Source organism: Ruegeria lacuscaerulensis, from assembly GCF_013034745.1.
Classification (GTDB): Bacteria; Pseudomonadota; Alphaproteobacteria; order Rhodobacterales; family Rhodobacteraceae; genus Ruegeria; species Ruegeria lacuscaerulensis_B.
In genome coordinates, this window is the sequence record NZ_WQGP01000007.1 from 272,451 (window position 1) to 287,762 (window position 15,312).

A 15,312-nucleotide genomic window follows, 5' to 3' on the forward strand; every position below is an offset into this window, starting at 1 on the left:
GGCGTGGCGCACGAACTGGCAAGATGCGGCCAAAGCAGACTTTCAGTCGAATAAATTGAAAGTCTGCTTCTCGGTCGCGGCACATGCTTTAACTGAGGTGATGCACTTCTTGCATGCCGTAGACCGGCGTTGGTACACCCTCCATTCGGGCCTTTATTTGCAGCGACAGGAATTGTGAATAATGTCGGGACTGATGCAGGTTACCACCATGCATCCAGAGGTTTGGAAGCTGTGTCGGCTTCCACATATTGCGTTGCTCGCCTTCCCAAGGCCCCGGGTCCTTGGTTGTGTCAGAGCCCAGACCCCAACACTTCCCAAGCCGATCCGCCATGTCCTGACCCATCAGGTCAGCAACCCAGCCGTTCATCGAATTATACCCGGTCGCATAGACCACCAGATCAGCATCCAGATGCGTTCCGTCATCAAGGATAACTCCGGTTTCATCAAGCGCAGTGACCTGACCGCGTTTCAGCTTGATCTCACCATCAATGATCAACTGGCTGGCCCCAATGTCGATGTAATAGCCTGATCCGCGGCGCAGGTATTTCATGAACAGCCCGCTGTCGTCGTCGCCCCAATCCAGCCAGAACCCGGCCTTTTCCAACCCATCATAGAACTCTTTGTCCTGTTCTTTCATCGCGGCATAGGCCGGAATCTGGAATTCGTGCAGAATGCGATAGGGCAGCGATGCAAAAATCAGATCGGCCTTTTCGGTTGTCATACCAGAACGCACCGCACGTTCAGAATAGAGATCGCCCAGTCCGATTTCCATGAGGGTGTCCGAGCGGACGATATGTGTTGATGACCGCTGCACCATTGTTACATCGGCATCGTTTTCCCAAAGCGCCGCGCAGATGTCGTGGGCCGAGTTGTTGGACCCCACCACAACGACCTTCTTACCGGCCCATTTGTCGGGACCTTCATGTTCCGAGGAATGCACCTGCTCGCCTTTGAAAACATCCATACCCGGAAAATCAGGCATGCGTTTCTTGCCGGACATCCCGGTCGCCATGATCAAATGCTTGGGCCGCAGTACAACCTCTTCGCCGTCCCGGTCCACCGTGATGGTCCACTCGCCCTTGTCTTCATCAAACGTGGCGGATTTGGCCGTCGTTCGCGTCCAATAGTTCAGCTCCATCACCTTGGTGTACATCTCAAGCCAGTCACCGATCTTGTCCTTGGGCGAGAAGACGGGCCAGTTTTCCGGGAACTTGATGTAAGGCAGATGGTCATACCAGACCGGATCATGCAGGCAGAGGGATTTGTAGCGATTGCGCCAACTGTCGCCAGGCCGGTCATTCCGTTCAACGATGATTGTCGGAACGCCGAGCTGTCGCAGCCGCGCGCCCATGGCGATCCCACCCTGACCACCGCCGATGATGACGCAGTAGGGCTGTGTTTTGTAACCCAGTTCAGCCTCTTCTTGGGCCCGTTCTTCCGCCCATGTGGTCCTGTGTTTACCCGCACCATGCTTGGCCCCAAGTGGGCGGTTGAACCCTTTGGGCTCTTCATGACCTTTCAGCTCGACCATCGTGGTCAGCAAGGTCCATATCTTGCCATCCTTGAGGCGGATTAACCCAAAGCCGCGTGCCACTTCGGTTTCGAACTTGATCCATGCGGTGGTTATTCCGCCATCTTCAGTGGGCACTTCACTTTCAGCTATTTTCCAACCGCTCGGCTTTGTTGTGGCCAACTGGTGCGCGAGCATATCTGCCACCTGCGCCTTGCCTTCGACCGTTTTGATATTCCAGGTAAAGCTGACCAGATCGCGCCAATAGCAATCGTCCTGGAACATATCGCAGGCGGCATCGATATCGCCTTGGGATAAAGCCGCACCGAAGTCATCCAGGAACCCCTGCACCTGATCCGAGAGTGTTGTGTCGAGCATGTCATCCTCCCTATCTCCACGGAGCAAAAGGCTGACAAATCCGCGTCCCTTCGGGCAAGTCGATTTGGCGGCTCAACGCTTGACTTCGGCCAAAAAACCCAAGACTTGTTGCGCGCGCAACAAGGGCGCAACACGAAGGCATGTGCGTTTATGCAGGTGGAATAAGCCCGGCCTTTCGCACACGGCGCAGGATTGTCGACCGGTTCACGCCAAGGCGTCGCGCCACTTGAGACATATTCCAATCGCAAGCACGCAGCAGTGCTTCCAGATCATCTGAGTCCAGCTTTTGCGCAGGGGCGAGCGCCGGGGCTGGCAAATCCGTCAAGTCGATGATGTTGTCCTGACACAGGGCGACCGCGCTGTGCAGCAGATGTTCCAGTTCACGAATATTGCCGCTCCATAGTCGTGATTTCAGATCGGCGCGCGCGACTGTCGACAGGTGAATATCATGGCTTGCAAACCGTCGAAGCAGGCGATCAATTAGCCAATCCAGATCCGCTCGGTGGCGCAAAGGCGGCAGAGAAAATGTGGCCCCCGCAATCCGGTGCAGCAGATCTTCACGCAGACCGCCCTGCAATCCCGCCGGGGGCTGCCGACATGAGGCAATGATCCTCAGATCAGCCCGCCGCTCAAGCACTGCTAAAAGAGAGGCCTGTGCAGGCTCGCTCAGGTCTTCAACACCGCGCAGGTACAGCGTGCCGGGGTCGATGGTTTGGCAGAAATCGAATGTCTCGGTATCGCAGCAGATCACTGTGTGGAAATCCTGTCTCGCAGGATCGGCCATGTGGATCGCACGCGCCAGTTTGGTCTTGCCCGTGCCGCTTTCACCAGTCAGCAAAAGCGGCAGGCTGGTCGGTGCAAGACGTGCAGCATTGTTCAAAAGCTGCTGAAGGTCTGCATCCGGCCCAGCAAAACTGCCAAGGGCTCCGGGCAGAACCTGTTCTCGCTTGCGCAGGGCCGCTGTCATCTGCGACGTCTGTGGCGCAACGGCATGACCATAGAGCGCGCGCCCGTCCTTGAGGCGCAATACCCGGTCTTCTGAGGGCCTGCCGCGCATGAATTCGGGCATGTCATCAACACTGATTTCAAGCCAGTCCTGCAATTGCGACCCGATCAGGTGGCCCGAACCGTCCGGGTCCAGTGCGCGTCGGGCCCCCGAGGTCATACCAATGATCTTGCCGCTTCCGTCCACTGCAACCGCCGCTTCAGGATCGACCTCAAGAAATTCGGGGCTAGCTGAAAAGCGCAGGACCCAATCGCGCCTGGTCGATGCCATCAGGTTTGCCATCTCGACGCGACGGGCGGAATTCGTCACCAATGTCATGGCCAGATTCTGCGACGCCTTAGGCGAAGGGCCACGCAACAACGAAACATCCAGAACAGCCGCTAGACCACCTTTGGTATCGAAAATAGGCGCTGCCGTACAAGACAGCGGCGTATGCGTGATCGAAAAATGATCCCCCTGATGGATCGTCACCGGCTGACCTGTAACGATGCACGACCCTACCCCGTTCGTTCCTGCCAACTCTTCCGTCCACTTGAATCCCAGATGAAGACCGGCAGTTCTGAGTTCGTCCTCAAAGTTCCGGTCGCCAAAGAAATCGACGCAGACGCCATCCGCATCAGCAAGCAGCAGGACGTAGTTCTGCCCTGCAACCTGCGCAAACAAAGATTGCAGCCCCGAGCGCGCTGTTGTGATCAGACGTTCCGATTGCTCCAGATGTTCACGGAATTTGGTGTCAGGCAGGATATGCGCGGGTTCCTGCCGTGAGGGATCCATACCATAGGTTTCAACGCAGCGCTGCCAGCTGTCCGCGACAAGCCGGTCTCTCCCTGTATCGAACCCGCTTAAGACACGGTCAATCTCTTTTGTGTGCTGGCGATCCAACAGCTTCCCGCCCTACAAATCCTCTCTAAAATTAGCATGAGGATGGCTTCGCGCCTATGTTCAAATTTCGTCTGGCAAACGTATTGGCGCTTTGCTTCGTCAAGCTGACCTTCGTTGAACGCGCAGCATTGAGCCCTTTCGGACTCTCCTGGCACCTTCGCCGCGATCTGCGCCAAGGGCCGGTCTGATAAGGATCGACGTTCGCTGCACGCGGCATGAACTGATAAGACGCGGACAAACCTGCCCTTCGATGCTGCTCCATCAATTTCCGTTTTCGGTGTGCGGTAGCGTCGTCGATGCTGTATCCAGCTCGACACTCAAACTTGCGGCCAAATCGAAAAACTGTCGTCGCACGGTCTCGGCGTAAGGATTGGCCTTCTCAATCGCTTCGAATACTTCAGGCGCATCGTGTTGAACCATGGAAATCGCTTCAGATAACAAGTCAAAGCTTTTCGTTGTCATGCGCGTTGGCAGCGGTCCCATTCTCAGTAGCACTTTGGCAATGAGGTGCGTGAGTCCCTGGACAACTGCTGCTTCTTGGTCGTGATCTTCTGGTGTTGTCATGATGACGGTCAGTCCGAGCGCTTTGCGTAAAAACGCAGCCAGCCTTGTATGCCGGTTTCCCTGAATGGGGCAGACCGCGATCTTTAGACCCTCAATACCTGTCGCGGCACTTTGAGGACCAAACAAGGGGTGGGTTGCGACGATGTCTACATGGTTCGGCATCAGCCGCCGCATGATTTCTGCGGGAATTACTTTAACTGAGCCAACATCGACAATCAGCGCGCCGGGTTTACAAGCAACCGCGATCTCTCTGACAACCGGCTCGAAAGAGGACACTGGTGCCGCAATGAGGATCACATCAGCCTGCGATACTGAGTGCAAGGATGATAGACGCACGCCGAGTTTCTTTGCGATCTTGGCAAGGTCCGGCGACGGATCGTAGGCCGATATCTCGAAGTGCTGTCCGAGATGAAGTGCTGCAAGTTGTCCGAACGCACCAAACCCCACGATGCCTAGCGACGTATTTTGACTACTGCTGTTGTTGTTCATTTTGCGACCTTTGAATTTGCCGCCCGGCACAAGGTCGTTTGCATGTTGACCGCTGTCAGGGGCAGCGGAAAACCAATGATAAATTGCCCGCAGCTATCGAAGCTGAGGATAATAGTCCTGCGATGCGAAGAACGATTTCACCATGAGGTCAGCGATAAGGCACCCAAGAGCGCAGAGTCAACGATATTGCTGCCTATAGGCTATGATGCAGCACTCTTTAGGAATGGGCTCAATCCGAACATGTGTCGCTTTCTGAACGAATTGCCGCTTCGGATCGCGAGACTGCAAAGGCTGCATAATTGCGACTTATGTTAAATCTCGAACTCCCGGCTTTCTGCCACAAAACCGGTGCGCGTTTTCGACAGTTTCAGGAAAACGAATGTTTCTTCCGGTGATGTCTTGAAGGACGATGCCCGCAGTATCACTATTAGACTAAGCGTCCTAAAACTAAGTCTTGTTCATTGTTTTCACTCCCTGATTGGCTGCGTTCCAAGCCACAGCAGCTCACCGAAGCAAATCAAAAGTCCGCAAGCGAGCTTGATGCCGAACCGGTTGCGAAGGTCGGCACCAATATCGACCGGCCCGTCATCAATCTTTATCGACCCCATATCACCTCCGGGGATTGTCTGATTGTCACCGGGTATCAGGATTTCTTGTCTTCGCTGTCGATTTTGATGAAAGAATTGCCCGAACTGCGGGTTCTGGAAAACGACAGCGATATCCGGATACGGATATCGTTCGGGATCGACACAGCGAATACCAAAAGGCTGACCAACCCCACACCAGTCACCGAAGAAATGAAACTCTACTGGCTGGAGCGCTCCGGGCTTCAAGTGGAAGAGGACCACGATCTTATCGCGGTGCTAGCAAAACACGCCATCAAAACCGGGAAAATAGATTTGCGTGTCTTCGATCCGAAACTCGCAAAACGCAAGTTGGGGATATCTGGGGATCGGCGGCTACACTCAAAAATCGTCAGCTCGCCAAAAGGTGCCGTCGCCGGATCCGCAAACTTTTCCTACTCAGGGCTCTACAGAAACATCGAGTACGCCGATGACCTGGATGCGGGCACTCATGAACTTCAGGTCGAACGCACAGAAGCAGCTGAGCAGGCTTGGGATGTATCTGTCGATTGGAATACCGAAGCGCTGGAGATACTCGAAAAACTCATCAAACCGGTGACCGCTGAAGATGCGATAGCGCGAACTATCTCGGAGCAAAAGGGGTTTGAACCCTGGCTCACCGGTGATCGAAAAGAGATCACGGGTCATACCCTGTTTGGGTATCAACAGGACCTGACCTATGAGGCGTGTTCCATCGTCTATGACCATGGTATCGCTTTCGTAGAAGCGCCAACCGGCTCGGGCAAAACCGAGATCGGATGTCACTTGGGAGAAGCTTTGACGAAGACCTACTCAAAGGTCGTGCCCAGCTCTCCGGTGCATGGTGTCGCGCGCAATAATGCGGTGGTGATTGCACCCCCTAAGGTCATCCCAAGTTGGGAAAAATACTCAACTCCATCTCTGGACGCGAAGCCGAATACCAAGTTGGCAAAACAGAACCTGCGAGGCGCTGGGGATGACAAGGAACCCGGGCTCAGGCTCGAACAATATGGCATTCTGATCATTGATGAGAGCCATACTGTTACACCGGGCTTTGAGCAGGCATCTCAAATGGCATCCGCTATTGAGCTTGCCCCGCCGAGCTGGAATGTTTGCCTGTCCGCAACCCTACTTGGGAACCGCGATGTCGATTGGTTGACCCATATGCAGGAGAAACGCGCGTCCATTTTCATGACGCCGACTTTCATTCAGGCCATGGGCGAGTTGTTCGAGCGCGAAACCCAAGTTCCTAAGGATATCTTCAACCAGGATGCGCAACTGGCCGTCCTATCAGAGCCTGACACGACGCTGACGCAAGAGGCTCGCACCGAACTCGCTCAGCTCGTTGCGCCGTTTTTGACACGCAGACAAAGGCGATGCATTGGCGAAGACAAAGATCCGAGCAAGCACAGCTACCCGAGACTTGAAAACCACGGCCGCCCGAAGAAACTTAAGGCGACAAAACCTCAGCAAACGCGCCTGGATGAGATTGTGGCCCTCTGCAAAGAACTTGCACCAGGTGGTAGGGTGACCGCGGTCGAGAAAAGCCGCTTCGGGCATGTGAGCACGCAACAAAGCACGCAAGATCAACTCTATATCCGCAACCTATTGAACATCCTGCGTGTGAATGCCGCCCAAGCCCATTGGGAGATGTCGCACGGAGCCATTGGCAACTCCCTCCGCGACTTCGAACGCGGAGTAAAATCGAAGAAAAAGGTGCTCCAAGGCAAACAATCAAACATGTTCGCCGCACTAGGAATTGACGAGCCCGCACCCGCAAAGAAATGTGACGCGCTAATCCAGAAGCTTGGACTGAGCGTCTTAAAAGAACTCGACGAAAAGCGGTACGAGGCCTGCCTGAGAATTCAAAGTGAAAAAGACCGGGTTGTGTTTCTCGCGGAGCGAACAGACACGCTTGAGATTTTCGCAGAGGCACTGTCGCGCAAAGGTCACCATATCAACTATGTCGTGGGGAACCAAACCAAGGGTGAAGATCGCGCCGTGAAGGCAATCTTTGGTGAGGGACCGGACACCTTTGAACGCATCACACAAGGCAAGTCTGTAGAGTCTTATTTCCGGCCAGGAGGAAAAAACGCTCCAGATGGACCGGCGTCGGTCTTTCTGACTTACAAAATGGCGGAGGGCATCAACCTACAGTCATCAGATACGTTGGTGTTGCTTGGCCTGACCTCAAACTTGAAAGAGCTCATCCAAGGTCTGGGTCGGATCGACAGGATCGACAGCGAATTTGGGATCGTAAATTACCATCTGGTTGACGTACCCGTCGGGCAATTTGCGTCCGATGAAAAAATCGCCCAGCGCATAGAGAACTATAAAACTTTGGCTGGGGAGGCGCTAATCGACGCCGTCTTAGAAGAAAGCACCGAAGACGCAGAACTGATCCTCGATAGCGTTGTTGAATATCTGCGATCCCCGCGGCGGCTTCGCGACAATAACTTTCACGACGTGCTGGAACGCACCAAGCAAACAATCCCCGAAGACCGCTACAAACTCATCGACAAGGCTAAAATCCAAGGCACCTGGGGCGCCGAGTTGGCGCTCCTATCGGCCCGTGAGAAATTCACGGCGCTACATCTCAAAGGACTTAGCAAGAGCAATAGCTTCTTTCCGCCTCGCCTGCTGCTTCTTAAGGATACTGCGCCGGGCCTTATACTGGAACGCGACCAGCTAGCCTGCGTCCAATCGCTGGAGACTGCATACGAACGGACCAGAAGCCTTGGCATGGAGCACGCCCACATGTCACTGGAAGATCTCTCTGAAGCGCTAGAGACGATTTCAGAGCAAATTGGCAAGCTGACCGAGTGGGACTTGCGCCCCGCTCGCGTTGAGAGTCTCATGAAAGCTTGCGCCGAGTTCATGGGACGCAAAGGTGGTGTCGAACTCAGTGATCAAGAATTGTTTGGCCATATGTCACTGCCTGCCGTGGAAATGGTGTGCGAGGCGTGGAGCCGTGAGCTTGATCCCTTCTGGGAAAAAGCGAAACACGAAGTGCGTGACAGCTTCGCCTATGAGGGTCTTCCCAAGGGGTACATCGCGCTTCAAGTTATCCTGGAAAAGCTCGAAAGCGATCATCAGGCGTCCGCAGAGATCCATGAGAAGATGGTCCGGGTCATCGAGGAAGCTGAACAGGTTTCACGCGACCATGAACCTGCAATTGGACAGCGCATTTCAGTGGTGTTCTTTTCGGATGGTGCAGGCGAGCACTAGGCGGCCTCAGACAGCAGCGAAGCCAGGTCACTTAGTTTTACTAGGTGCCCTCGCATCGTCTTACCTTCAATTTGCGCGCCATGTGTCTCAATCCCTTTGCTCTCAAAATCGGACAGTAGCTTTCGGGATGTTGTACCTCTTGACCTCGCCAGTGTCGCGACGGGCATGTACTCGCTTTGAAAGATCGCAAGCTGCTGTGGTCTGACCAAGAAAGACTCGCTTGGGCCGTGCGGAACTTTGCGAGATCCGAGCAGGCCCAGCTTGCACCAATGTGTCACCGCCTGAGCCTTCCAACCCGTCAACTTTGCGACATCATTTGCGGTCCAGTCTTTTGACAACCGCTGCGTCCCAAGTTCGCGGTCGATGTCGGAAACTGAAAAATGAAACTCACCAAGTCGCATGTTTTCTTCCGCAACAACAGGTTTGATAACGCCTGTGGAGATTTTCTGAAGAACATGCATCAAAGCAGCTCGATCAGTTGTGCGCCTCAGGTTGAGCTGATTGAACGGAATAGTTTCTCCCGCTTGAACTTTAGTGCAGTTTCGAATGTTTGTTGTGAGCTCTTTTAGGCTTTCACCGTCAATGCAGCCATCAACAAGTGGAGGACGGTATTCAGCAGCAACCTCGTGGATCAATTCTGACGCGCGAAGCAGATCAAATTGCTTTCTTGTAACACCAAGGTAGTCTCTGGCCTGCAACCCATCCCAATACCGCTTCCTATCCAGATAGATGTTCGAAATTTCGAAGCGTGGAATCATCGTATGCCTGTGCCCATACCCGCTACGGGCTTGCTTTCCGGCAATTTGACCTGACTGAACCTCAGCCACCAAGCGCTGTGCAGAAATTCCCAGTTCCTTGGCTGCTTGTTTAGCCGAGACCCATTCCCGAGCTTGCAACGGCGTTAGCTTTCCCAGGTAGGTTCCCTTGAACTCGGTTGAAGCAGCACGCGACACTGCATCTCTGAAAGGCTGGTACGCATCATCTTCGAACTTCATAAGTCTTTGATACCAGCTTCCGAGCATGGACGGCACAGAGTTGGATTCTGAATTTCCTGCCAGTATCAACCCTCGAACGTGTTCTTCGAACCCATTTGGCCAATGGTCAAATACAGTTGCCAACGGCTCAATCAGTTCCAACGAATCTGCAACGCTTTTGGGTGTTTGTGTTTTCCCAGACTTGCCCGTGCGGTTCTGAGCGAAACCACTCGCTAGGAAATTAATAAAAGCGCCAATGTCTTTTGGGACCTGACGCCCTTCTGCAAGGTCAAGAAACCGCTTGCCAACCGTTGAATCTCCCGCAATCAAGGCGGAAATGATCACTTCGTGGTCCTTTGCTGCCACCCGTGGGAAATTGGAGTAGCTAAAGCCACATCTGCATTTATCAAAGCCGCCGGACGTCGGACGCAATGTGGTTTTGCAGACAGGGCAAACATCTTGAAGACGCGTTTTGTGATGGTGACAGGTTGTCACCAAGTAATGACGCCAAGTTTGTTGAAAGGGTAAGCCATCGGCAAGACATGAAGGGCAAATCGGATCGCTATGATGCCGCTCGAAACGCCAGTTTAAGCTGGGTGACTCAGGTTTGGCAGAAGGGGAGATAGCAACCAACAAACCTTTCTCTAAGCCCATCTCTTGCTCAAAGTGCTCGATGTTCTCGACTAGAATTCGCCCATACTTCCGCCGGAACCGTGTCAAAAATTCAGAGACATCTCTGTATCCATTTACATGGGCTAGACGACGCAAGTATCCGATAAGGCTCTCGCCTTTCAATGGTGGTACTGCAAACAAACCCGGCACCTCAAACACCTCGCATAATCGCAAGCTCATGCGACGTCATAGGCTCTACTTCGAGACCAGCATCTGCCATGACTCTGATGTATGACCTGATCAGCTCAGTATCCGATGGTGGTTCTTCTTGAAAAAACGACTGATACGGATCTCGCTCCAGGCCTGAATCCGTCGCTGCCCTGGCAATCGTTTTGGTGCTGTATTGTGAATTTTGGGCACCCAATGCCAGGGGCGCGCGCAGCACTTCCAACGCCACTGGCACACGTCCGCCGGAAACACCGTACAATCGCCGTACCATATCGTCTTGGTCAAACTCCAAAAGGATGCCGGACTCCTCAAGACAATAGAAGGCAGCAAAGATTGCATCGCAGAACGCGATACGATCAGCCTCAACGCTCCACCAATAGGGGTTCATTCGAATGGTGTTCAAACAGCGTCCCGCAAACTGCTCGTTGCTGTCCATAACCGCTTCGAACATTGGCAACCCAGCTAAAATCAGAGTGACTGAGGTTTCATCAACAATAGTCTTGAAGTGATCAGCGGCTTGTCGACGCGAGTGCCTAGTCAGAGTTTCGGCGCAATGGTTCACTTCGTCGATAATGATTGTTTGAATGCCGTGCTCAGCTACGAGCCGAAAGAGACGTTCTCGAATTTGGGCAGGTCGCTCTCGTTCTACGAAATCAAAGCCCATGCTTCGCAAGCAGGAACCGTAATAATCCCGCTCGGAAGGCCGTGGCGCAAGTCGGCCCAGAATGACATCTGATGATACCAGAATAGCACTTGGGCCGTGGCGGTCATTTTCAACTTGTGCCTTCAAGTCCTTTGTCAGTTCTGTCTTTCCACATCTCGTCGGCCCCAAGATTGGTATGATCCGTCCACCCTCGGTTGCTGCAATATTCAAAAGACGTTTTATCTCCGAGACAGCCCATTCGTGGCGGCTATGTCGGATGAATGCACCTTGCAGAGCTCTACTAGTTGTTTGGTCCAGCATCTTTTCTTTCGACCCTTGGCAAGTTCTTTGATCTCGTAACTGCGAGCTTGTTGTGACCAACCTCTGACCGTATTTGGTCAATTAGTTGTGGTTCTTTCAAACTTCTGTTCTGCATATCAGCGGCCCGCAACTTGTCGATTTCCGCAGAGCGGTTCCTTTGCAGTTTAGTTTTTTTGCCCTGCTTATACGTCCTGCGCGCTTGGATATCTTTGTGGATCTCCAAAGCCGTTTTGATTGGTCCGTTGTGTTTCGCCTTGGGTGACCGGCATTCTCTTAGCTCACGATAAGAAAGTGCTGCCAAGTCTTTTGCTTTGTTGGACGCGCGCACCAACTCGCCTGTATGCGGATCCACGACCAAAATTTCCCTAGCATCAAGTGGAGCATAGCGTATTTCAACACGCTGGCGCGGGCCTAGTCGTCGGTACAGCCTTGCCAAGTCTTCAGAGTTGTATTGCATACTCTCGAATTCGATACCGTAGTGCCACAGAGTTCGAGATTCGGATTGGATCATCAGCGCTGCGTGATGCTCGTCCAAAGACGGGGGTTCTGGCACTATGTGTTCATCTGCCAATCTGTCCCAAGCGGCGCTAGGTGTTTCACCCCGTTTAAAGATGTCTTGGACTTTTCTCCTCGGAGTTCTTCCATATTCGTCGTAGCGCCAGCGTTGCATTATTGAATTGAACACTCTTAGCGTCAGGCGGGCTTCATCCATTGCTTTTTTGGTTCGATCCCGGTCGGGATATGCCTTTGACTTAGTCGCACCCGGAAGCTGGCTGACTTTGCTTCGTACTGCCCCGAACAAGTTTTCGATAAACGGCTTTTCCTGGGGTTTTCGAGGTTGCGCCCAATGGCCATGGACACCAGCAACTTCGATAAAAGCATCGATGGGTTCGCCCACGTTCTCTGAACCCTGATCCATTACAACCACTTTCGGCAGTGCGGCGATTTTTTTCCTGTTTACAATTTCGTGCTGTTCGAAAAAGTCTTCCTCTGGGTAGCTAATCATCTCCTTTAGAGCTTTGGCCACATGTTCTGATGATGGATCTGGTAGGAAGACCTGAAATGCGACAATCCAACTAGTAGCACAGTCAATCGCTGCACAAATCCACGGCCGACCTATTACCTCCCCGCTATCATCAACCAGCATTATGTCAGCTTTTGTGCAGTCCAATTCTATTTGATCGTAAGGTGCTGTTATATCATAGTATTTTTGGGCAATTCGCATGTGTTGGCGCGCCTCGTTACTGCCCAGTTGCCACTTTAGAACGTCAAAATGAGGGATTGTGTGCACAATCGCTTCGACTGCCTTGCGTCCGCAGCACCCAGGTTTTATGCCATTCTCATGGCAAACCAACTGGTATTGATTATAAGCGTCGCTAGACAGACTTGTTAGATTTTGTCTGTCCGACGACGTATATTGCATTTCCAATAGATCGAGCACTATCTCGTGGAAAACGCTGTCAAACCTTGGCATACGATTTCCTGAATTGCTGTGCTTGGGCAAAAGCGCGTCCGGCCCGCCGCGCCGATACAATTTGACCCAATTCTGAACAGTCGATTGCCTCGGAAAACGGTTACCCTTGATTTTGAAGGTGGGTTCTTCGGCGAACTCGCGTTGAAGTATCGGTATGCGTTTTGCCCAATGAACGCCTTCCTCCCCAAGCTTTAGTGCATTTTCCACAATGCGTAGTCTGAGCTGAGCTTCACGTGCATCTTTAGCGGTTACATTACGAGGACGTTTGTCGAAGCCTTCTTCCTTCACTAGCCCATCGTGCACATGGTCTCGATATTCTTGTCCAGATATCTCAAAAGGATCAACTTGGGAGTTCGATATCTGATATGCATCCCGCCCAGCTATCGCTCCATCGACAGCATAGGTTTCTCCCCTATATTTGATGGTTCTCTGGTGCCGCCTTTTGACAATCTGCTTCAAAATTCGATTACCTCCAGATGTCTTTGGTCGCGGTTCGCAGTATTCAGGTTCGTGGATGGCCCAAGAGCTTCACATGAAAAATCGAACACCAGATAGCCATCAAGAATAAGGCGAAGAATCTTCGCTTGGGGGATGCCAATGTTCTCTCTTAGTTCTTTGAACGTCACACGTTGCTGTTTGAGACACGCTATTTTGCTTGCAAGTTTAGGGGCGGTCTCTTCGGCTTGTCCTTGCAATAGCAGCCAAGCATTTCGATCAATCGGCCCCTGCAATAAGGACTCAGTTACAATGACAAGCGAGATTCCGACTTCGGCAAGAAGTGAAGGATAGTCCAGGTACTCAGGTTTCTTATCTATGTGAGCGCTGTGCTTGGCGTCCAAGTAGAACAAACGGCCGTCGACAAGTGTGACTTCTAGGTCTGGTGTATAAAGCTTAGGCCTGTACCGACGCCCTTCATAAGCCTCTAGCGCCGCTTCTTTGTTTGCAAATGCTCTTCCGGTTCCCATGTCGATTGTGCAAGGCTGTGGCTTAAGCGAGACCACACGAGGGTCGACCTGCATGCAACGAACCAGTGCTGCTTCCATTTGGCTTTCGAGCTGAATGACGCCTGGGAACTTGACGCCAGACATTTTGCCAGCGCGTTTTTTCATTCCGCGCTTGTGAACGCGTCGGGCCGTCGGGGGTGCGTGTCGATCTATCCTCATACGGGCTCTATACATGCATCCATTCGCATTGGCAATGGGCTCGATGCGAATAAAATGATTGCGACCGATGATGACTGAAGACGAATTTCAAGATTTGGCCAAAACTGAAAACTGGATTGCCCTCGGAGCGTGGCTGAATCGCGTTGTCCAAGACAGCCAAGCCTGCGGGTACGCGTTTCCGGACGATGCACTCCAAAGCGTTGCCGCTATTAGAGGCACAAAGCCTGCAAGCCTTCGCAATCCGATGTCCGCGGCGAAATGGTTAGAACAGAACCGACCCGATCTTTTTGAATCAAAGCCCGACTGGCTGGCCATGATGCAAGTTATTTTGCTTTCAAGGATAGATCGGTATGACCCTAGGAAATCCAAAGAGATAGCTGATGCCGTTCTTTCAGGGGAGTTATCTCAGGCGGAAACTAAGTCTATTCTTGATGAAGTTCGATTGGCGGAGAAGCCTGCGGTCGTGATTGCTAGAGGTGGTTTTGGCGGCCAGCGAAGAGCCCGAGACTTCGAAGTAAACGCAAAAATGCTTTTCAAACAGAACACTAGTGACATCTTCAATGTGGAAAATTTGACTGTTCGAGAAGGCAGAACGTTCGAGCCTCTTGCCACAGACTTAATCGTATACAAAGGCTCGGAGCCTTTTGCGGCGATTGAGATCAAAGGCCCGAGGAATAGAATTGATCCTGGCTACTTGATTGACCAACTGGCAAGAGCAGCACTTCTTTTGAGAAAGGTTCCTCAAGTACTATACGTTGTTCCTGAGCAATCTGAGTACAAACTGGGTGAACTTGTAGCGATACGAGACAAACTCGAAATCGAAGGAATTAAATTTGGGACATTGCCGGAGAAAAGTCGGCTCGCACCAAAAGATCTAAAAGTTCTGGGATGATGCACTCTCTAATGTTGGGTGTTATGCCGTGCGCGAAGGTCTGCAATGCGCAGAAAGCTGACTTTGCAAAGTTGCCGTTCAACGTTTCGCTTGCCCGACCTGACCGTCCCAGATGGTCGGAGGCTCTTCTTGGAAGTGCGGCACTTTAGATTGTTGTCCTAATTGAGGCAAATTTAGGTACAGAGCATTTTTGGGCTACGTCAGCCAACGTAAACGCCAGGGAATATGGGCAATACGAAATCCAATTATCCAGATGACAATTGACGAACTATTGGTCGACTAATCTCATTGTCCGAGCAAAACCTACCATGCGAGCTTCAGCGCTGCTTTCGTTTGACCGAAATAA

At 52.4% G+C, this 15,312-nt stretch carries 9 protein-coding genes; 2 read left to right on the forward strand and 7 right to left on the reverse strand.

All coding sequences use genetic code 11. The features are described from left to right. Positions 1-88: 88 nt before the first annotated feature. From GOV79_RS15780 to GOV79_RS15790, 3 genes are all read right to left on the reverse strand, one after another. The gene (locus GOV79_RS15780) at positions 89-1,888 is read right to left on the reverse strand and encodes an NAD(P)/FAD-dependent oxidoreductase (RefSeq protein ID WP_170790466.1); all 1,800 of its coding nucleotides are present in this window, start codon (positions 1,886-1,888) and stop codon (positions 89-91) included. 148 nt (positions 1,889-2,036) lie between these two features. Then, on the reverse strand, positions 2,037-3,779 hold the full coding sequence (locus GOV79_RS15785; RefSeq protein WP_170790512.1) for a sigma-54-dependent Fis family transcriptional regulator: 1,743 nt from the start codon (positions 3,777-3,779) through the stop codon (positions 2,037-2,039). 258 nt (positions 3,780-4,037) lie between these two features. Further along, complete coding sequence (locus tag GOV79_RS15790; protein WP_331252663.1) at positions 4,038-4,859, reverse strand: prephenate dehydrogenase/arogenate dehydrogenase family protein; 822 nt, start codon at positions 4,857-4,859, stop codon at positions 4,038-4,040. Positions 4,860-5,290: 431 nt separating this feature from the next. Between GOV79_RS15790 and GOV79_RS15795 the strand changes: the two genes are divergently transcribed. After that, positions 5,291-8,659: a hypothetical protein gene (locus tag GOV79_RS15795; protein WP_170790468.1), complete on the forward strand. Its 3,369-nt coding sequence runs from the start codon at positions 5,291-5,293 to the stop codon at positions 8,657-8,659. On the opposite strand, the gene GOV79_RS15800 is transcribed toward GOV79_RS15795, so the two are convergent. Genes GOV79_RS15800 through GOV79_RS15815 form a run of 4 tightly spaced genes read right to left on the reverse strand, consistent with a single transcriptional unit; the run spans position 8,656 to position 14,020 of the window. Then, complete coding sequence (locus GOV79_RS15800) at positions 8,656-10,485, reverse strand: TniQ family protein (RefSeq protein ID WP_170790469.1); 1,830 nt, start codon at positions 10,483-10,485, stop codon at positions 8,656-8,658. The two genes, GOV79_RS15795 and GOV79_RS15800, sit on opposite strands and share 4 nt — an antisense overlap. Next, positions 10,457-11,437: a TniB family NTP-binding protein gene (locus GOV79_RS15805; protein WP_170790470.1), complete on the reverse strand. Its 981-nt coding sequence runs from the start codon at positions 11,435-11,437 to the stop codon at positions 10,457-10,459. Before GOV79_RS15805 ends, GOV79_RS15800 begins: the two co-directional genes overlap by 29 nt. Further along, positions 11,418-13,370, reverse strand: a complete 1,953-nt coding sequence (locus GOV79_RS15810; RefSeq protein ID WP_170408649.1) for a TnsB C-terminal domain-containing protein — start codon at positions 13,368-13,370, stop codon at positions 11,418-11,420. The genes GOV79_RS15805 and GOV79_RS15810 overlap by 20 nt, the downstream gene beginning before the upstream one ends. Next, positions 13,367-14,020, reverse strand: a complete 654-nt coding sequence (locus tag GOV79_RS15815) for a hypothetical protein (protein WP_170790471.1) — start codon at positions 14,018-14,020, stop codon at positions 13,367-13,369. The genes GOV79_RS15810 and GOV79_RS15815 overlap by 4 nt, the downstream gene beginning before the upstream one ends. Positions 14,021-14,141: 121 nt before the next feature. Between GOV79_RS15815 and GOV79_RS15820 the strand changes: the two genes are divergently transcribed. Next, positions 14,142-14,966, forward strand: a complete 825-nt coding sequence (locus tag GOV79_RS15820; RefSeq protein WP_170408651.1) for a hypothetical protein — start codon at positions 14,142-14,144, stop codon at positions 14,964-14,966. The last annotated feature ends 346 nt before the right edge of the window (positions 14,967-15,312 follow it).